This is a genomic window from Bradyrhizobium zhanjiangense, assembly GCF_004114935.1.
GTDB classification, from domain to species: domain Bacteria; phylum Pseudomonadota; class Alphaproteobacteria; order Rhizobiales; family Xanthobacteraceae; genus Bradyrhizobium; species Bradyrhizobium zhanjiangense.
Genome location: NZ_CP022221.1, coordinates 1,832,407 through 1,849,190 on the forward strand (window position 1 = coordinate 1,832,407; position 16,784 = coordinate 1,849,190).

Consider the following 16,784-nt stretch of genomic DNA (forward strand, 5'->3'; position numbering starts at 1 on the left):
CGCGGACTAGGATTCCATCTTTCGAATTTCATCGACGATCTCGGGATTAGCCAGCGTCGAGATGTCGCCGGCATCCTCGTTGTTCGAAATCGCCGCAAGCACACGGCGCATGATCTTTCCGGAACGGGTCTTTGGCATATCGGGCACCATCACGACGCGGCGCGGACGAGCGATTGCCCCTATCTCACGAACCACGGAGTCTTCCACTCGCTTGCGGATGTCTTCGCTGGGGGCAAGCCCAGGCTTCAGTGACACGTAGAGATCAGGGACTTTGCCTTTGATTTCGTCCCTGGCAGGAACCACGGCCGCCTCGGCGATCTCGTCAACAAGCAGGCTGGCGGACTCGATCTCCTTGGTCCCAAGCCTATGCCCGGCTACGTTGATGACATCGTCGATTCGACCCAGGATGCGATAGTAGCCATCGGCCGCCTGCAGAGCGCCATCGCCGGCCATGTACGGCCAATCGCGCCAGTCGCGGCTCGATCGGTCCTTGCAGTAGCGCGCGTAGTATTGTTGGACGAAGCGATCGGGGTCTTTCCAGATCGTCTGAAATGAGCCCGGCCAGGGGTTCTGGATGCAGATGTTTCCGGCACGGCCAGAGCGCGGTGGAATCTCGGCGCCTCCCTCGTCATAGATGATCGGGTGAATGCCGGGCACGCCCGGCCCCGCGCTTCCCGGCTTCATCGGGTAGAGAGCCGGTACCGTACTGCACAGGAAGCCGCCGTTCTCCGTTTGCCACCAGGTGTCAACAATAGCCGCCTCGCCCTTGCCGACCACCTCATAGTACCATTTCCATACTGCAGGTTCGATGGGCTCGCCCACAGTGGTCATATGTTTGAAGTGGTGATTGTACTTCAGCGGCTCGTCTGGCCCGGCGCGCCGAAGCGCGCGTATCGCTGTCGGCGAGGTGTGGAAGATATTGACGTCGAGCTCTTCGGCGATGCGCCACGGGCGCCCCGCGTCGGGATAGGTAGGAAGCCCCTCGTACACCACCGACGATGCGGCAAGCGCCAGCGGCCCATAGACGATGTAGGAATGACCCGTGATCCAGCCAATGTCGGCCATGCACCAATAGACATCCTCCGGATGAATGTCTTGAATGTATCTCGATGTTCCTGCGACGTAGGATAGGTATCCACCGGTGGAGTGCTGACATCCCTTCGGCCTCCCGGTGGTGCCGCTCGTGTACATCAGGAACAGAGGATCTTCCGCAGGTATTTCCACAGGGTCGACCCGACGCCGCCGATAGGCCGACAACATCTCGTTCATGACGAAATCGCGGCCCTTGACCAATGGCGTCGCGCTTGAATATCGGCCCGGGTATCTCTGCCACACGAGCACCTTCTCGACCTTGACGCCTTCCTTTTCCGCCTCGCTGACAGCGACGTCGGCTTTCTCCTTGTGATCGAGGAGCTGGCCGCCACGGCAATAGGCGTCCATTGTGATCAGCACACGGCTTTCGGAATCGACGATGCGATCTGCCGTGGCTTTCCCGCTGAAGCCACTAAAGACCTGAGAGTGAATGACCCCGAGCCTCGCGCATGCGAGCATCGTAATCGGAAGCTCCGGCACCATGGGCATGTGCAGCGTGACTCGGTCACCCTTCTTGAGACCGCAGCCATCTCGCAACAATGCGGCGACCTCGTTCACGCGCACATAGAGCTCCTGATAGGTCACGTGCTGGATGGCTTCGTGCTCCGGCTCGGGAACGAAGTGGATCGCGGTCTTGTTCTTGTGTTTGGGGAGATGGCGATCGATGCAGTTGTAACTGGCGTTGATCGTGCCCCCGACGAACCATCGCCAGAACGGCGGATTGCTCGTGTCAAGCGTGATGTCCCAGGGGCGGTACCAGTGAAGGAGATCGGCGTACTCCTTGAAGCAGTCCGGGACGTTGTCGAGACTGAACCGATCAAAGACCGTTTTGTCTGTCAGGTTGGCCTGCGCGACGAATCTCTCTGGCGGGTTGACATAGTTTTCTTCCTGCCAGTGGACCGCTATCTCGGCTTCCGACACTTCCGCTGTACTTTGTGACATACGCTGCCTCCGAAGTTATCACGTAGCCTCCAAATTACAGGGGCGCGTGGTTCTCTCGCGCCGACGAGCGCTGGCGGCGCTCGTAGCGCGAGGCCGTCTCAACAATGCATGTTGAAGAAATTCAATCATCCCGCACTCCCCCATACCGTGGCGGAAGCGCAATTCAGGCTAAACGCCACGCCGGGGCGTTATGAACTGATTGCAAGTTTAAATCCTTTCAGTCGACTTGGCGAGGCTTGCTTCTTCTCTCCTCGCACAGTGAGGTGACGCTTATTGCAATGCAGCGGTCCTCAAAGCCGCAGTTGGCGCGGCGCAGAAGGCAGGAGTGAAACGTATTACCGCGCGGCAAATCCTGGCACGGATATTAACTGCGCCATCGACGGCCCTTCCCCGAGGAGAATTCGCGCGGCAGGATTACGTCGGTATTTCAATCACATAGGAGTTCGCAGTTTTATTCTGAGTGGCGCGCCATTGCCTTTGTTCTGCTGGCAAGACCAGGTTGCGGTACCGCAGCCAGCCTGATGCCCCCCGCAATAACTTCGACTGGCTGATAGCGCGAAAGGCCCGGTAAAGGCCTGGTGGTCATCGCCGACGTGCCTTCGAAAACAAGGCGCCCTCTTGGGATGAGGACACGCGGCGTACAGCTCTCGACGACACTGTCGATAGGCTGCTGCCGTCCGGTTCGCCGAAGCGCAGGTGCGGTCGGGTCGCAGATTGAGTGTGCCGAAGACGATGCCGCCCCCTTCTCTGAACAATCGCAACCGTGCAGTCGAGCCAGCTCGCTCTTATGTATCCATCGATACGCACCAGCACGACGGTTGCCGCGGCCTTGTTCGCGGCATAGGTGCTGATGAAACCAACGACCAAGGAGTTGATCGATGAGGTCCTTTCTGCTGCTGACGGCCAGTGGTCCGTTGCTGGTCCTCACGTCCCACGGAACGCTGCACGATCCGAAGTTCCTGGGCAGGCTCAAAGCCAAGGGAATCGGCAAGTTTGTCGCCTTCGATGTGCCGCTTGATCTCGCGAAGGAGCGCTATGGCGGACATTTCCACGCGGTCGAGAGCGATTTGCACGAAACAGACGACTTGAGGGTCCTCGATTTCAATGGCCAGCGGATCTTTCAGTTGTTTCGTTTCGACGAACTCGGTGCCGCAGTATTGCAAGAGCAAGCCTGATGCACGCTTGATCGCGCCCGGAAGGGAGCGGCTGGTTGCCGTCAGAAATCCATTGGCGGCATGCCCGGCGCATGCGTCTCGGCCTTCTTCGGCTTTTCGGCGACCAGCGCTTCCGTCGTGATCAGGAGCGCGGCGATGGAGGAGGCATCCTGCAACGCGGTACGCACGACCTTGGCGGGGTCGATCACGCCGGCCTTCACCATGTCCTGATATTCGCCGGTCGCAGCATTGAACCCCCAATTGTAGTTGTCGTTCTCAAGCACCTTGTTGACGACCAGCGAGCCCTCTTCACCCGCGTTCTCCGCGATCTGGCATGCTGGCATCCGCAGCGCGCGACGCACGATCTCGACGCCTGCCTTCTGATCCGCATTGGCCGTCCTCATGCCCTTGAGCGCCTTCTGCGCTCGCAGCAGGGCGACGCCGCCGCCGGGAAGGATGCCTTCCTCGACCGCTGCGCGCGTTGCATGATGCGCGTCGTCGACGCGGTCCTTGCGCTCCTTGACCTCGACCTCAGTTGCGCCGCCGACGCGGATCACCGCGACCCCGCCGGCAAGCTTCGCCAAACGCTCCTGGAGTTTCTCGCGGTCGTAGTCAGAGGTGGTCTCCTCGATCTGCACCTTGATTTGCGTCGTGCGCGCTTCAATGTCCTTTTTCGCACCGGCGCCGTCGACGATGGTCGTGCTCTCCTTATCGACCACGACCTTCTTGGCGCGTCCGAGCATGTCGAGCGTGACATTCTCGAGCTTGATGCCGATATCTTCGGAGATCGCGGTGCCGCCGGTCAGGATCGCAATGTCTTCCAGCATCGCCTTGCGGCGATCGCCAAAACCCGGCGCCTTCACCGCGGCGACCTTCAAGCCGCCACGCAGCTTGTTGACCAGGAGCGTTGCGAGTGCTTCGCCTTCGACATCCTCCGCGACGATCAGAAGCGGCTTGCCCGATTGCGCCACCGCCTCCAGGAGCGGAAGCAGGGTCTGCAGTACAGACAGCTTCTTCTCGTGGATCAGCAGATAGACGTCCTCAAGCTCGACGCGCATCTTTTCGGCATTGGTGGCGAAATAGGGCGAGATGTAGCCGCGGTCGAACTGCATGCCTTCGACGATTTCGAGCTCGGTGCTGAGGCTCTTTGCCTCTTCCACCGTAATGACGCCCTCATTGCCGACCTTCTTCATGGCGTCGGCGAGGAACTTGCCTATCTCGGCGTCGCCATTCGCCGAGATGGTGGCGACCTGAGCGATCTCCTCGTTAGCCGTCACCTTCCTCGCATGAGACTTCAGGTCATGCACGATCGCGTCCACCGCAAGATCGATGCCGCGCTTGAGGTCCATCGGATTCATGCCTGCGGCGACCGACTTGGCGCCTTCCTTGACAATGGCTTCTGCGAGCACGGTTGCGGTCGTGGTGCCGTCGCCCGCGACATCGCTGGTCCTGGACGCCACCTCGCGCACCATCTGGGCGCCCATGTTCTCGAACCTGTCCTCAAGCTCGATCTCCTTGGCGACGGTGATACCGTCCTTGGTGATACGCGGCGCGCCGAACGATCTTTCGATCACCACATTGCGCCCCTTGGGACCGAGCGTGACCTTGACGGCATTCGCCAGCGTATCAATGCCCCGCAGCATCCGTTCACGCGCTTCGGTCGCGAATTTCAAATCCTTGGCAACCATGATGCGAACCTCCCTTCACTCCTCCCCTTAAGCTGAGCAAGCGGTCTCAGGTCGTCTTCGATCAGGAGCCGGCGCCCTTGACCGTCCGTCGGTTACGTCTGGATTATACAGCAATTTCAATTATGTAGGAGTTCGCATTTTGTTCTGAGTGGCGCGCCATTTCTCGAAGCCAACCTTCCGCTGATTCCCGATTGATTGTTCCGCCCGCCGAGCCGCAACGGGCATGCGCAGGAGCAAGCTTTCGCTTCGCTCGGCGCAGGCGCTCTCTTACGCGGTCGTGCCGTCGATCGAGCGGCGGATCACCCGCTGCACTTCCGCATTCGACAGAAACAGATCGTGATTGATGATGCCCCAGCCTTCCTGGGAAGCATCGACCACGCGCACGCCCAGTTGCGCGATGGCAGCCTTCTCGGCGGCGCCGACCCTGGTCATTCCGCCTGCGATCTGTCCCGACAGCGCCAGCGCGCGATCGTTGGTCGAGGCAATCACGGTGATCTTGCCGGTCAGCGGACCGATGCGCTGGATCGACGACGAGAACACGTCCATGTCGATATCAGGCGAGGCAAACACTACCGCGCCGATCTTGCTCGTGACGGTGTCGCCATAACGGGCATAGAGCTGACGCAGGCTTTCGAGCGTCAGCATGGTTCCCATGCTGTGCGCAACGATGTGCACGCGGCCGCCGGTTGGATTCGATACGAGCGCGGAAAGCACGCGTTCGAAAGCGTCGCGGGACCACATCGCGCTGTCGCGGTCATAGGCATAGTCGAACAGTCCGGCCTTGGAGGGCCAGGAGAACACCATGGTCCGGCCGCGGAACTTGATCCCATCGGAGAGATGGGCGGCATCCAGCACCGCCGTCTCGAATGTCTGCTTGAAGCCGTGCACATAGATCAACACGTCCCCTGCGCCGGCCTGCGCAGCGAGATCGCCGGCGTCGGCCGACACCGGCTCGATCCGATCAAGACGCCAATCGTCAAGTCCAACCGAGGCGAGAGAAAGTCGGCTCTCGTCCGGGGCCACCAGCTTCGCCCGCGCGACCGTCATGCTCGTCGCACGCTCCGGCCCGAACCAAGGTTTCGCGCGACCGCCGTTCACGGGCTTGCGCGTGGTGGTGACAAGCAATGTGGGGTCAACGGAAAGAGACGACGCGTCGAAGCGCGCGCCGGTCGCACCCAAGCCGGCGCATCCGCCGAGCGCGAGGGCACCCCCTGCCGATACAAGTCCGCCGAGGAGAGCGCGGCGCGAAACAGAACGACCGGAGTCGCGTTGCAGAAGACGTCGGACGATCACACGGAACCTTTGGGAACTTTGCCCACCGTAACGCCGCCCCGCCTAGCTCCCTGAATGACAATGGGGGCAAGAAGACGGCGGAGTAGCGTCGCGGTTGCGTAGACATGGTGTCCGAACGAGTTCTGCCTCTGCGCTGCTGACTGACCCGCACTTCCCCGTTCTCGGCGCGATGGCCTCTTGGCTCTTCTAGCGAAGCGATGCCGCAATGTCGGCGATGGATCTGAAGAGAACGAGCGCATCGTCCTTTGAGGCAACGAATCCTCGCCGTGTCCAGAACGCGGCAGCGTCGGCATCGACCGCGTTGACGATCAGCGCGCGTCCTCCAATCAGGCCTGCGGCCGTGATGCATCGCTGGAGCGCATGCTTGACCAGGCCGGTGCCAATTCCCTTGCCGATCCAATTCTCATCGGTCGCAAGCTGTCCCAGCAGCAGGCAGGGCACGGGGTCGGGCGGCTGCCCCGTCCGTATCGACCGCGGCAGAGACGAGGGGATGATTGCCGTCGGCGCTAGGCCGTAGTAGCCGACCACCCGATTCATCTCGTGGACCACCATGACGGCGGTAAAGCCTTTCTCCTGGTTCGATAGCGCCCGCGTTTTGAGCCATCGGTCAAGGGACGGCTTGCCGCAGGAGAACTGGTCGAGATGATGAGCCGGCGTCAGCGGTTGGGGGGCGGAGATCGCCAAGCCTCAGCGCCTCTTGCCCGAGTTTTTTTCATAGGCTGCGGCAAGAACAGGACGAGGCGGCTATCCTCGCGCGCACCGCTTTCGAGCGGTGGCAAGAAATGCATACGGAGGTCCAGCACCGCCGCAATCGCATCTCCCAACTGCGCGCGGCGCGCGGCGTGGGCAAGGGCCTCACCGAGCCCGGCCACAACTTGGGTGACGACGATCCGCTCGTCATCGTCGAACGGGCGGCGCTGACGAAGCAGGACGCCGAGCTTGCGCGGCTCAAGCGGTTGGAGGAGCAGCACGGCGCGCGGCCGCGTGTCCTCGCGGCTCTAGTCAACGCGGCGGAGACTTGGATCAAGACCGCGTCCGCCAGCATGAAGATCGCGATGTATCCGGTCGAGCCGTCGCAACTGAAAAAGGGCGAGAGCATCGCCGATGCCGTCGAGCGCCTTCGGCGTCGTGGGCGGGAACTGCAAGCCGATCTCGATCGGGTCCGTGCCGCGCCGTGGCCGAGCGCGCTCGCGCGAGAGCGCATGCGGGCACAGATTGCGTCGATGGCGGAAGCCGGTCGGCCGCTCGCGCATCACCTTGTCGATCACGGCGAGCCGGTCGCGTTCGCGACGCGAAGCATCCCGGCTCGGGTTCTCAACGTTGCGCCTGAGGCGATCGCGTTTTCCGAAATTCCGGACACGCTCGCGTTGCTCGCGTGGCTGCATCAGGACGAGTTGATCCGCAGGCTGGACGCCGAGATCGACACGACGGCCGACGACGCCAATGCCTTGGACGCCGATCAGCGCCGCCATGCGGAGGCGGAAATCCTCGCCGATCGTCTGAGCATCGAGCGCGAGGAAGCCGAGCTATGTTGGCAGCAAGCCACCGACGGCGGGCCGATCTCACTCCGCCTGGATCTCGCTCCCGAGGCGCTGCTCGGGGTGACACTGATCCCCGAGCAAGGATGAGGGCTAGGTTTCCGCGATGCGCCGCCGGTCGCGTCGAGCACGGCAGGCGGCGCGTTCGGCGCGGTGGATAGGCTCCTGTCCGCCGCGCATCTGTCGAGTGCAGCGCCTCGCAAGAGCGTGCTGTGTCCGCTTAAGGTCCAACAGCGGCGCAAGAGCAAACATTCCGCAACTTCCGCTTCGGGCAACAGGCGACATTCTGACGAGCGACGCCGCGAAGCGAGGCGGCTTACTCGTGTCGTCAAACCTTGAACTCGGCACGATGCCCAGAAGCAAGCCGCCGATGAACGTCGCGATCATTGATCCCTAGTCCGGGACTTGGGGGCTGTAAACACGGGATCGCCAATGTGTTAGACTTTGTCCAGCCGATCAGGGAGAAAAGCCATGACCGCCGAGTTAGATGAAGACCGCTTCAATATGGCTATCCGTAAGTTTCTGAAGCATGTCGGAGTTACATCGCAGCGTGAAATCGAGAACCTAGTGCGTAGCGGGGCGGTGAAAGGTGGCGAGCTCAAACTTCGAATGACCCTGTCCGCTGAGGGGACGCCGCTGAAACATGTTGTCGAGGAAACAGTCGCACTCTGACGAGGGCACACGCTGCGACCCAACGTCCGTTCAGGGTCAAAATACGAAGAACTCAGGCTGAGCACATCAAGTCCGCTACGGTCCACTGACCCGACCTCATGAGTGTGCAGTCACCTCGCGAGCTGATCGGCGAGGTCGTCGAGATTTCTCGTACCGAAGCGACCGCCAATTGTTGTTTGCCCCGGTAAATGGAGGTAGGAGCCGTTTACCGGGCTTTACGCAAGCCTGCGCGTCCCTCGATAGGCCCCCGCCGACAGCGCACAGGCGGCGCTCCCACGTAATCAAACTGCAAAATCGCCCGGGCGAAATATCCGCGAGGGGGCGGTCGCGCGTCCCCGCGCCTCTTTTTTGACGCTCACAGGACCCGCGCAAGTAGGGTGCTGGATTTGTTCTATTATCAGTAGAATTACTGAGAACGTGCTTTGATCGCGCCGCTCGGCTCGACGTCCGGCGGGCGTCGATAAGCTCCGGTTCCATGGTATTATGCGACGTCGGAGGCGTGCTGGAGGGCAGACATGGCTATCTACCTACATTTGCAAACCCACGGTATGGCACCGAAAGAGATTGCCTGTATTACAAAGGCTTACGAACAAACGTTACGTGCCCTCTGCGTTAAGGATCGCGACGATCCGCTCACGGAATTGGTGGCGAAGACAATCATCAAGTTCGCCCAAACCGGGATCAAAGATCCTGCACTGATTTCAGCGCAGGCGATCAGCGAACTCGAAATGCGCTAGGCGCATCTCGGCCTAAGACCGCTTGGAACCGAAACATTCCCGACATCGGGGGGTTGGCTATTGGGCTTCGGGGCTTCGCAACGTGCGAGGCGCGCCATGACCCCTCTCCCGGTAGGTGATGTGTTTCTCACGGTCGCAATCATGGCCGTTACCTTCATGGTCGAGATCGGCCTTTTTATTTTGATCGGGATGTTCTGAATGGTCCGCATCCGCCGGAGCTCGCGGCTCTCCACTTTGGGATAGAACCCCGATCCGTGATACGCTTCTGGCCGGAGACGATGCCGGAGAGCGGCCATGCCGAAGGCTTACGTGATCGCTGAGCACCTCATCACCGAGCCCGCCGTATTCGAGGAGTACCGGGTCAAGGTCGGGCCGATGATCGAAAAATATGGCGGGCATTATCTGACCAAGGGCGGCGCGCATCAATTCCCCGAAGGCGGTCACTGGGAGCCAGACCGCGTGGTGATCATCGAGTTCCCCGACAAGCAATCGCTCGACGCGTGGTACAACTCGCCAGAGTATCAGCCACTCATAAAATTACGCAAAGAGAGCACGAGTGATCTCGATATGCTGATCACGCTTGAGGGCGCGTAGCCTACACATCCTTGAATTCTCCGATAAAGCCCGTTTGCGCGGCCTCACTGCTATAGCGGCTCGACCTCAAGGGTGAACTTCACCTGCAACACCGGACTGGAGCCATCCCGAACCTCGATCGCCATGTGGCGCTTGCCGGGGGCCGGAAGGCGGGAGGTGGGCACCGCATCTCTCGCCATATCGGCAAGTGACTTCGCCGCCTCCGCTTGTACGGCGGGGAAGCCAGAAAGTTCCAATCCCTCCTCATCGCGGATCAGTTCGTTTTCGTCGCGCAAATCGAAAAAGTAACGTGGCATGGCTCGGCATTCCGTATTTCTTCCAAGCCCAAAGCAGTGCACCGGAGGTGTTCCTTATCGAATTGTTTGGAACCTCGCAGACGGTTCAACGGCGAGATTTGTTCCCATGCTCGGTACCGGGGACGATCGACGGTGAGCGCTCCTCCAATTTCCGCAGCCGTTCGATCTGCGTTTTTAGGCTCTCCGGTTGGTCCGGCTCAGGCTTTAGCGTCGCGCGCAATTTCTCGCCGATTTCTTTAGCAATTGCTCGGCTGTGTTTATGGTCTATGTCGATGCGGCGGGGCACAACGGACCTCCGTGCCTACCCCTTTTTCGCAGCTTCTCCGCCTGCGAGCACGGCTGCCCTCTACTGGTGGAACCGGAGACCGCCGCTTTTGGCTATCTACGCGAGCGCCTGCATTGAGCATAGCGGGTCGGTGGCCGCGACCTTTGGCTATCCCGCGATCTGCGCCGTGTTAGGACCGGCGAGCGACGGCCTCGTGTTCTGCCAAAGCCTTGACAGGCGCTTTCGTTCCCTTGGGATCGCGGCGCAGGGTTCATCGAACCAGGAAACGAACAGCACCCGGAACCATTTCTAAGAGCGCCCGGTTAATTCCTGGCTATGAAGGGAGGGGACAAGATGAGAACCGAATATCTCGCTGCGGTAGCAATAGCCGTTCTTGTCGCTTGTACCGGGCTGGCCGCCAGTTCTCTCCGCTCGCTGCCTACCGAAAAGCAGTCGACGCCGAACATGCAAGTGGCAGACCGACTAGCTGCGTCGGTCGATCCATTCTTGCTTCGGTCCGGTGGCTAAAGGGCGGCGTTGCAGCCAACGGTGCTTGCATCCAGTGGTAAATCATTTCGCGCTGTAGTTGGATTTTTATTCGCGCAGCAGCGATCTTGAGTTGTTTGACGAAGTTTTGCTGAAACAGAAGCCTGCTATACTCGATTTTAGGTAACTAGCCCTGTTCCGTTTTGCACCGACAAGCACGTCAGCCGATCATTTTCTTTGAGATTGGCGCAGCCTGTGGATGGGCTCACATCGGACAGCATCGCTGGGGCTTAGATTATCCGAAAATCCGTGTGGAATATCTCATAGCGATACTCAAACGGTGGGGGCCTCCATGCCCGCCATATTCGACTTGCTCTACCGCGAATACTGCCGCGCCCGCCTCGCTGAAATGCGGAAACAGCTTCTGATTGCGGGACAAAATCCTGAAAGCCTAGAAGCCGATTATGATCGTGCTGATCAGGGCAGTCTCGGCAGGACAGACACGCAGCACGAAATCAGTTTCTCGATGCCGCAATAAGTATCGAGCGGCGATGGCTCGGGAGGCAACAATGAACACGCCCGAATGTTATACTGTCATAGTCGCTTGCGGCTCGTCCCTCACCATTATCTTTTTGATGGCTCTCGGGGCTTGGTAGGCGGCGCAAGGGCGCGGCGCTTGCGTGCGGCAATCATGACCCCCGGCTACGCTGGCTGCTCTCTAGCGCGTCGATGCCCCAAAGGCGGATGCGGGTGCCGTAGAGTTCTATCGCGTCGCCATCGATGATGCTGGCTTGGCCGATCAGGTCAGCAGAGGCGGCCACCTCGATCAGCCCGCAAGGAGCAGCGACACGATTTTGACCATTCGCCGTAACATCGGGAGGCCAGTGCTCGGCTTCCTCCACTCCATGGCGGAGGAGTGAGTGGTATAGGTCCTCGACGTAGCGGCGGGCCTCTATGCTGCCAACGCAGCGCAAGCTCGGGATTGGTCATCCATCGATAATGCAATCGGCGAAAGCTTCCGAGCTATCTTTGCCAGTTCTTCCAGTGTCAGGGCTAACCCATCTACGCCGTCGTGCGATCTTCCTTGTCCGGCCCCCGCAATACGATCCCGAGCGCATCGTCCGGCAATGGGCGCTGCAATGCCTTCGCCTCGTCCCATGGCGCGCGCATCCAAACATCGCGCTCCTCGTCGGTGGTCAGTATGACCGGCATGGCTTTGCGCGACCACGGCGTTGGCATTTGTGGTCAAGAACCCGTAGACCAAGTGTGGTCCGGGGATTGGCTTGGACTTGGTACCCCGATCGCCCTTGAACTCGGTCCGCATGCCGGGCAACAGCGGCCGGTCATCGTTCTCAGCGAGAACCGGGCCGCATGTCTCCGGCTAGCGTCGGCATGGGCGACCGATGGCTTGTGTTTGTAACGCAAGTCAGTATTTCGCGACGACCGGGCCGCCCCAGCGGTAGTTCACACGGACCAAACCGATGTCGACGTCCTGACCAATACGGGCGGTTGCAGCAACAGCGCCCGCAGCGTCCACGAAGTTCACGTCTCTATCGCCCATAAACAGGTGGTCGTATTCAACGCCGACGGACCAGTTCGGGGCGAAGCTAAATTCGAGGCCGGCCCCCACCGCACCACCCCAGCGGGTTTCGCTTCCGCTGACGATAGTCAGCCCGGTCGGAATATCGAAAGCTCTGTATTTGTCGCTGACGACCGCTGCACCGCCTTTCACATAGAGCAGCACGTTATTCCAGGCATAGCCAACTTGACCTGTGAACAGGCCGAACGCATCGATCTTGGTTTCACTCTGGATGTCCGGGGCGGCGAGGTTGGCGTTGGACCCCTTGAAATCAGCCCAGTTGCCCTGCGCCTCCACCCCGAACACCCAGCCCGCCGTCTGCCAGCGGTAGCCGATCTGACCGCCGACCGTGCCCCCGGTTGCATCGTGGCACCCCAAGGAAACGGGCGGAGCAATGGGCACGCCACCGACATTGATCAGATCCCAGCACTTATGGGCGGAGCCGCCACCACCATTGATGCAGGTGAGGGAGGCCAGAAGGAACTCGGCTCCCGGGAGAGCGCGGCATAGGCCGTCAAACCATCGCGCAGGGAAGGCCTGGTTTCGGCTGCCCTGTGTCTCCCCTGTGCATTGCGTGTGCATTCGTTCAGCGCAGGGGTCTTATGGGTGCCAGCCGGCGCCCGGCCTTCCCTGCGCCCTTTCTTAGGGTGCGAAGAGAAGAGCACAGCTCGGGCAAAACATGCCGCGAGGCTGCGAACGCGCGTCTGCGGTCTGCCTGCCAAATGATCTTCCGTGTGAGCATGATGCATCGGCCGCAGTGGAGGTGGTCGTTGCCCCCGGAATCTGCCTTGATGCGATATCAGCGCGGAGGAGTTTTGATATGAGCGGCTTGGTGATCTCTGGCGGCCGGGTGGTGGATCCCGCCAGCGGAATGGACGCCATCGGCGATGTGGCGGTGGTGGACGGCAAGATCGCCGCAGTCGGCTCCTCGCTCGGCGGCGCCGAGCGGGCGATCGACGCCACCGGCCTTGTGGTCGCGCCCGGCTTCATCGATCTGCACGCGCATGGCCAGTCGCTCCCGGCCGACCGCATGCAGGCGTTCGACGGCGTGACGACGACGCTCGATCTCGAGGCCGGGGTGCTGCCGGTCGCATCCTGGTATGAGCGCCAGGCCAGGAAGGGACGCGTGCTGAACTATGGCGCCGCCGCCAACTGGGCGTTTGCGCGCATCGGCGCGATGACGGGCTCCAATGCGGAGAGTTCGCTGGAAGCGTTCGGCAATGCCATGCGCGACCGCCGCTGGATCGAGAACGTCGCGACCGATGCGGAGGTCGCCGGCATCCTCGAGCGCCTTTCGCGTGGCCTCAACGAAGGCGGCATCGGCATCGGCATTTTGAACGCCTACGCTCCGGGCGCCGGCGTGCAGGAGCTGACCGCGGTCTGCCAGCTCGCCGCCGCAAAGGACGTGCCGACCTTCACCCACGTCGCCTTCATGTCGCGCATCGACCCTGAGAGCGCGGCGGAAGCCTATATCCGCCTGATCGGCTATGCCGGCGCCACCGGCGCGCATATGCACATCTGCCATTTCAATTCGTCGAGCAAGACCGACATCGAGCGCTGCCGCGTGCTGGTCGAGAAGGCGCAGGCGCAGGGCCTGCCGATCACGGTCGAGGCTTATCCTTACGGCACCGGCTCGACCGTGCTGGCCGCCGCCTTCTTCAGCGATCCCGAATTCATCGAGCGCAACGGCACCGGCTACGATTCGGTGCAGCGGGTGACCGACGGCCATCGCTTCCGCGACCGCGAGGAGCTGCTCAAGGCGCAGGCCGAAGAGCCGTCCTCGCTGGTGCTCTGGCACATCCTCGACACCGAGAACAATGCGCATCACCGCGACCTGCTCGACATGTCGGTGCTCTATCCCGGCGGTGCGATCGCGTCCGACGCGATGCCGTGGACGCTGCCCGACGGCTCGACCTACACCGGCGATGCCTGGCCGTTGCCGAATGACGCCACCTCGCACCCGCGCTCGGCGGGCTGCTTCACAAAGTTCATCCGCGAATGGGTGCGCGAGCGCAAGGCCGTGTCACTGCTCGAAGGCGTGCGCAAATGCGCGCTGATTCCCGCGGAGATCTTGTCGCAGAGCACGCCCGCGATGCGCGCCAAAGGCAGGCTCGCGAAGGACGCGGACGCCGACATCGTCGTGTTCGACTACGAGAAGCTGTCGGATCGCGCGACCTTCACAGCGATGAACCGTCCCTCCGAGGGCGTGCGGCATCTAATCGTCAGCGGCCAGGTGCTGATCAGTGACGGCGTGCTTGATGTGGCGGCGCGGCCGGGCCGCCCCGTGCGCCGGCCCGTCGTCGGGAGCTGATCATGCCGGTCCCCATCCTCCTGGTGACGGGCTTTCTGGGGGCGGGCAAGACCACGGTCGTGAATCATCTGCTGGCGCACGCAGACGGGCGACGCATCGCCGCCGTGGTCAACGATTTCGGCGCGATCAATATCGATGCGGAGCTGATCGCCGGTGCTAGCGACGGCGTGGTCAGCCTCGCCAATGGCTGCATCTGCTGCTCGCTCGAAGGCGATCTCTTGCGCACGCTCTCGACGCTGCTGCGGCGTGATCCGAAGCCGGACTACATCGTCATCGAAACCAGCGGCGTCGCCGATCCCGCCGACATCGTGCGCAATCTCATGGACCCGGTGATCCTGCGCGAAGCGCCGCTCGAAACCGTGCTCTGCGTGCTGGATGCGACGGCGCCGCCGGCGGCCCTGGAGGATGCGCTCCAGCGGTCGCAGCTGCGGGTCGCCGATATCGTGGCGCTGAGCAAGCTGGATCTGGCGAATGAGGGCGCGGGGCTACGGATGCGCGAGGCGATCCGCGCCCAGCGCGTCCCTGCCGTGGTGGTCGATGCATACCACGGCGAGATTCCTGCCGCGTTGCTGTTTCCCGCGAATGTCGACCGCGCGCCCGCCCCGCGCGAGGTGGCGCCGCGACGGCCGGCGGAAGAGCGCTTCGAGACGCTGAGCTGGACATCGGACCAGCCCATCTCGTTGCCGCGTTTGCAGCAGGCCATCGGCCAGCTCGCACCAAAACTGGCGCGCGCCAAAGGCCTGTTCGAGAGCGTCGAGCAGCCCGGCCGCCAGGTGGTGTTTCAGTTTGCCGCCGGCCGCGCCACTCTGGCGCCGGCCGATGCGCCGGCGCCGGGCTCGGCGCGGACGCGGATCGTCTTCATCGCCGAGCTCGGCGTGCTCTCCAAGGCGGAGCTCGATGAAATCATGGAGGCGTGCGTTGGGAGCTGAAGCTGTAGCCGCCTCACGCAAACTGCGCGATTCCGTTTCCGACGGACCAGTTCTCCTTGGGCGCATCGAGCACGTTCACGAAGACGTCCTCGGGGCGGATGCCGGGATTTTCGCCGAGCACGTCCGCGATCCGGCGATACAGTGCCGCCTTCTGCTCGGCGGTGCGCGAGGCGAACACCGTGATCTGGATCAGCACGGCATCGTCGCTGCGCTCGACGCCGTAGGCGTTGCCGCAGCGGAAGTTCGCGGGCTCGAGCTCACTGATGGTCATGAATTGGTCGCCCTCGGGCACGTTCAGCGCCTCGCGCATGGCGCGGTAGAGGCCGTCGAGGATCGCCTGCCGGTAGGCTTCCGGCTTGCCGGCGCGCATCGAGATGTGGAGCAGAGGCATCGGGATTCCCTTTTTGCTTTCCGGCGCGACCACCTGCTTGCGGGCCGGTCCAGGGACGAAGCTGGCAATCGACCTCGATCTGTTTTTGACGTAGTGTCAAAAAACACATTGTTGACGACGTGTCAAATATTGCCGGTTCATTCAGGACCGGGCAGTCCAGGAGGATCGCCATTTGAGACCGCGCGAGTTCAACCACGACGATGTCCTGCGCATCGCGTTCGACCAGTTCTGGCGCAAGGGTGTGCGCGGCACGTCGCTGTCGGACATCGCGCGTGACGCCGGCGTCCAGCGCGGCAGCCTCTACAATGCGTTCGGCAGCAAGGAGGCGCTGTTCCTCCAGGCCTATGAGCACTATTCGGGCGATTATCTCGTCGCCCTGCAAAAGGCGCTCGGCGCGGGCTCATTGCGCAAAAGCCTCACCGCGTTCTTCGACCTGACCATCAGCAATTTCCGCTCGGGCTCTCCGCCGCGGGGATGTCCGACCACGCGTGGCTTGATGGAGCTCGGCGCGGCCGAAGGCGAAGGGCTGGATGAAGAGGCGCGTCAGGCTTTTGCAAGCCTTGTCTCGCGCATCACTGCTCTGGTCCAGGACACGTTGTTGGCCGGCGCCGAACGTGGCGAGTTCAGTGGCAACCCCGCCGCCGCAGCCCTACACATCGTCACGATGACGCGTGGACTCGCCGTGCTCGAACGCGCGTTCGGCGACGAGCCGCAATTGCGCAAGATCGCCGCCCACACGATCGACCTCGTGCTGGGCAAGAAGGGCGGCTAAAGCATGATCCGGAAAAGTGCGCAGCGGTTTTCCGAAAAGATCATG

The 16,784-nt window shown here is 61.9% G+C and carries 17 protein-coding genes and 1 pseudogene; 9 read left to right on the forward strand and 9 right to left on the reverse strand.

The features are described 5' to 3' along the window. Positions 1 to 6: 6 nt before the first annotated feature. Complete coding sequence (gene acs / locus XH85_RS08835; RefSeq protein WP_128931585.1) at positions 7 to 2,034, reverse strand: acetate--CoA ligase; 2,028 nt, start codon at positions 2,032 to 2,034, stop codon at positions 7 to 9. A gap of 878 nt (positions 2,035 to 2,912) precedes the next feature. Here acs and XH85_RS08840 point away from each other — a divergent pair. After that, positions 2,913 to 3,209 carry a hypothetical protein gene (locus XH85_RS08840; RefSeq protein WP_027575249.1) on the forward strand — a complete coding sequence of 99 codons (297 nt, stop codon included), beginning with the start codon at positions 2,913 to 2,915 and terminating at the stop codon, positions 3,207 to 3,209. Positions 3,210 to 3,250: 41 nt separating this feature from the next. On the opposite strand, the gene groL is transcribed toward XH85_RS08840, so the two are convergent. The 3 genes from groL to XH85_RS08855 form a co-directional block, all read right to left on the reverse strand. Then, positions 3,251 to 4,876 carry a chaperonin GroEL gene (gene groL / locus XH85_RS08845; protein WP_128931586.1) on the reverse strand — a complete coding sequence of 542 codons (1,626 nt, stop codon included), beginning with the start codon at positions 4,874 to 4,876 and terminating at the stop codon, positions 3,251 to 3,253. A gap of 267 nt (positions 4,877 to 5,143) precedes the next feature. Next, positions 5,144 to 6,169 carry an alpha/beta hydrolase gene (locus XH85_RS08850; RefSeq protein WP_128931587.1) on the reverse strand — a complete coding sequence of 342 codons (1,026 nt, stop codon included), beginning with the start codon at positions 6,167 to 6,169 and terminating at the stop codon, positions 5,144 to 5,146. A gap of 186 nt (positions 6,170 to 6,355) precedes the next feature. Further along, complete coding sequence (locus XH85_RS08855) at positions 6,356 to 6,853, reverse strand: GNAT family N-acetyltransferase (RefSeq protein ID WP_128931588.1); 498 nt, start codon at positions 6,851 to 6,853, stop codon at positions 6,356 to 6,358. 98 nt (positions 6,854 to 6,951) lie between these two features. Between XH85_RS08855 and XH85_RS08860 the strand changes: the two genes are divergently transcribed. The 4 genes from XH85_RS08860 (at position 6,952) to XH85_RS08875 (ending at position 9,710) form a co-directional block, all read left to right on the forward strand. Then, positions 6,952 to 7,797: a hypothetical protein gene (locus XH85_RS08860; RefSeq protein ID WP_128931589.1), complete on the forward strand. Its 846-nt coding sequence runs from the start codon at positions 6,952 to 6,954 to the stop codon at positions 7,795 to 7,797. 381 nt (positions 7,798 to 8,178) lie between these two features. Then, positions 8,179 to 8,379, forward strand: a complete 201-nt coding sequence (locus tag XH85_RS08865) for a DUF6494 family protein (RefSeq protein WP_128931590.1) — start codon at positions 8,179 to 8,181, stop codon at positions 8,377 to 8,379. 515 nt (positions 8,380 to 8,894) lie between these two features. After that, on the forward strand, positions 8,895 to 9,116 hold the full coding sequence (locus tag XH85_RS08870; protein ID WP_128931591.1) for a hypothetical protein: 222 nt from the start codon (positions 8,895 to 8,897) through the stop codon (positions 9,114 to 9,116). Between the two features lie 294 nt (positions 9,117 to 9,410). Next, positions 9,411 to 9,710, forward strand: coding sequence for a DUF1330 domain-containing protein (locus XH85_RS08875; RefSeq protein ID WP_128931592.1), 300 nt, complete (start codon positions 9,411 to 9,413; stop codon positions 9,708 to 9,710). A gap of 50 nt (positions 9,711 to 9,760) precedes the next feature. Here the strand turns inward: XH85_RS08875 and XH85_RS08880 are convergent, their stop codons facing one another. Together XH85_RS08880 and XH85_RS08885 are read right to left on the reverse strand one after the other, a co-directional pair. Then, positions 9,761 to 10,006 carry a DUF6894 family protein gene (locus XH85_RS08880; RefSeq protein ID WP_128931593.1) on the reverse strand — a complete coding sequence of 82 codons (246 nt, stop codon included), beginning with the start codon at positions 10,004 to 10,006 and terminating at the stop codon, positions 9,761 to 9,763. An 85-nt stretch (positions 10,007 to 10,091) separates the two neighbouring features. Further along, positions 10,092 to 10,292: a hypothetical protein gene (locus XH85_RS08885; protein WP_128931594.1), complete on the reverse strand. Its 201-nt coding sequence runs from the start codon at positions 10,290 to 10,292 to the stop codon at positions 10,092 to 10,094. Positions 10,293 to 11,109: 817 nt separating this feature from the next. Here XH85_RS08885 and XH85_RS08890 point away from each other — a divergent pair. After that, positions 11,110 to 11,295 carry a hypothetical protein gene (locus XH85_RS08890; RefSeq protein WP_164934995.1) on the forward strand — a complete coding sequence of 62 codons (186 nt, stop codon included), beginning with the start codon at positions 11,110 to 11,112 and terminating at the stop codon, positions 11,293 to 11,295. Positions 11,296 to 11,819: 524 nt separating this feature from the next. Here the strand turns inward: XH85_RS08890 and XH85_RS46155 are convergent. Both XH85_RS46155 and XH85_RS08895 read right to left on the reverse strand, forming a co-directional pair. Beyond that, positions 11,820 to 12,114: pseudogene (locus XH85_RS46155) on the reverse strand (SOS response-associated peptidase); the annotation flags it as partial. Between the two features lie 69 nt (positions 12,115 to 12,183). Next, complete coding sequence (locus XH85_RS08895) at positions 12,184 to 12,918, reverse strand: outer membrane protein (protein ID WP_128931596.1); 735 nt, start codon at positions 12,916 to 12,918, stop codon at positions 12,184 to 12,186. A gap of 238 nt (positions 12,919 to 13,156) precedes the next feature. Between XH85_RS08895 and XH85_RS08900 the strand changes: the two genes are divergently transcribed. Together XH85_RS08900 and XH85_RS08905 are read left to right on the forward strand one after the other, a co-directional pair. Further along, positions 13,157 to 14,647 carry an amidohydrolase family protein gene (locus tag XH85_RS08900; RefSeq protein ID WP_245473542.1) on the forward strand — a complete coding sequence of 497 codons (1,491 nt, stop codon included), beginning with the start codon at positions 13,157 to 13,159 and terminating at the stop codon, positions 14,645 to 14,647. A 2-nt stretch (positions 14,648 to 14,649) separates the two neighbouring features. Beyond that, positions 14,650 to 15,576 carry a CobW family GTP-binding protein gene (locus tag XH85_RS08905; RefSeq protein WP_128931598.1) on the forward strand — a complete coding sequence of 309 codons (927 nt, stop codon included), beginning with the start codon at positions 14,650 to 14,652 and terminating at the stop codon, positions 15,574 to 15,576. A 13-nt stretch (positions 15,577 to 15,589) separates the two neighbouring features. Here the strand turns inward: XH85_RS08905 and XH85_RS08910 are convergent, their stop codons facing one another. Beyond that, positions 15,590 to 15,967 (reverse strand): tautomerase family protein, encoded by a 378-nt coding sequence (locus XH85_RS08910; protein ID WP_128931599.1) that lies wholly within the window; start codon positions 15,965 to 15,967, stop codon positions 15,590 to 15,592. Between the two features lie 172 nt (positions 15,968 to 16,139). Between XH85_RS08910 and XH85_RS08915 the strand changes: the two genes are divergently transcribed. Further along, positions 16,140 to 16,739 carry a TetR/AcrR family transcriptional regulator gene (locus XH85_RS08915; RefSeq protein WP_128931600.1) on the forward strand — a complete coding sequence of 200 codons (600 nt, stop codon included), beginning with the start codon at positions 16,140 to 16,142 and terminating at the stop codon, positions 16,737 to 16,739. The last annotated feature ends 45 nt before the right edge of the window (positions 16,740 to 16,784 follow it).

Coding starts and splice junctions, on each gene's coding strand:
- acs (WP_128931585.1), bottom strand. CDS start 2,034: ATGTCACAAAGTACAGCGGAAGTGTCGGAAGCCGAGATAGCGGTCCAC.
- XH85_RS08840 (WP_027575249.1), top strand. CDS start 2,913: ATGAGGTCCTTTCTGCTGCTGACGGCCAGTGGTCCGTTGCTGGTCCTC.
- groL (WP_128931586.1), bottom strand. CDS start 4,876: ATGGTTGCCAAGGATTTGAAATTCGCGACCGAAGCGCGTGAACGGATG.
- XH85_RS08860 (WP_128931589.1), top strand. CDS start 6,952: ATGCATACGGAGGTCCAGCACCGCCGCAATCGCATCTCCCAACTGCGC.
- XH85_RS08865 (WP_128931590.1), top strand. CDS start 8,179: ATGACCGCCGAGTTAGATGAAGACCGCTTCAATATGGCTATCCGTAAG.
- XH85_RS08870 (WP_128931591.1), top strand. CDS start 8,895: ATGGCTATCTACCTACATTTGCAAACCCACGGTATGGCACCGAAAGAG.
- XH85_RS08875 (WP_128931592.1), top strand. CDS start 9,411: ATGCCGAAGGCTTACGTGATCGCTGAGCACCTCATCACCGAGCCCGCC.
- XH85_RS08880 (WP_128931593.1), bottom strand. CDS start 10,006: ATGCCACGTTACTTTTTCGATTTGCGCGACGAAAACGAACTGATCCGC.
- XH85_RS08890 (WP_164934995.1), top strand. CDS start 11,110: ATGCCCGCCATATTCGACTTGCTCTACCGCGAATACTGCCGCGCCCGC.
- XH85_RS08895 (WP_128931596.1), bottom strand. CDS start 12,918: ATGCACACGCAATGCACAGGGGAGACACAGGGCAGCCGAAACCAGGCC.
- XH85_RS08900 (WP_245473542.1), top strand. CDS start 13,157: ATGAGCGGCTTGGTGATCTCTGGCGGCCGGGTGGTGGATCCCGCCAGC.
- XH85_RS08905 (WP_128931598.1), top strand. CDS start 14,650: ATGCCGGTCCCCATCCTCCTGGTGACGGGCTTTCTGGGGGCGGGCAAG.
- XH85_RS08910 (WP_128931599.1), bottom strand. CDS start 15,967: ATGCCTCTGCTCCACATCTCGATGCGCGCCGGCAAGCCGGAAGCCTAC.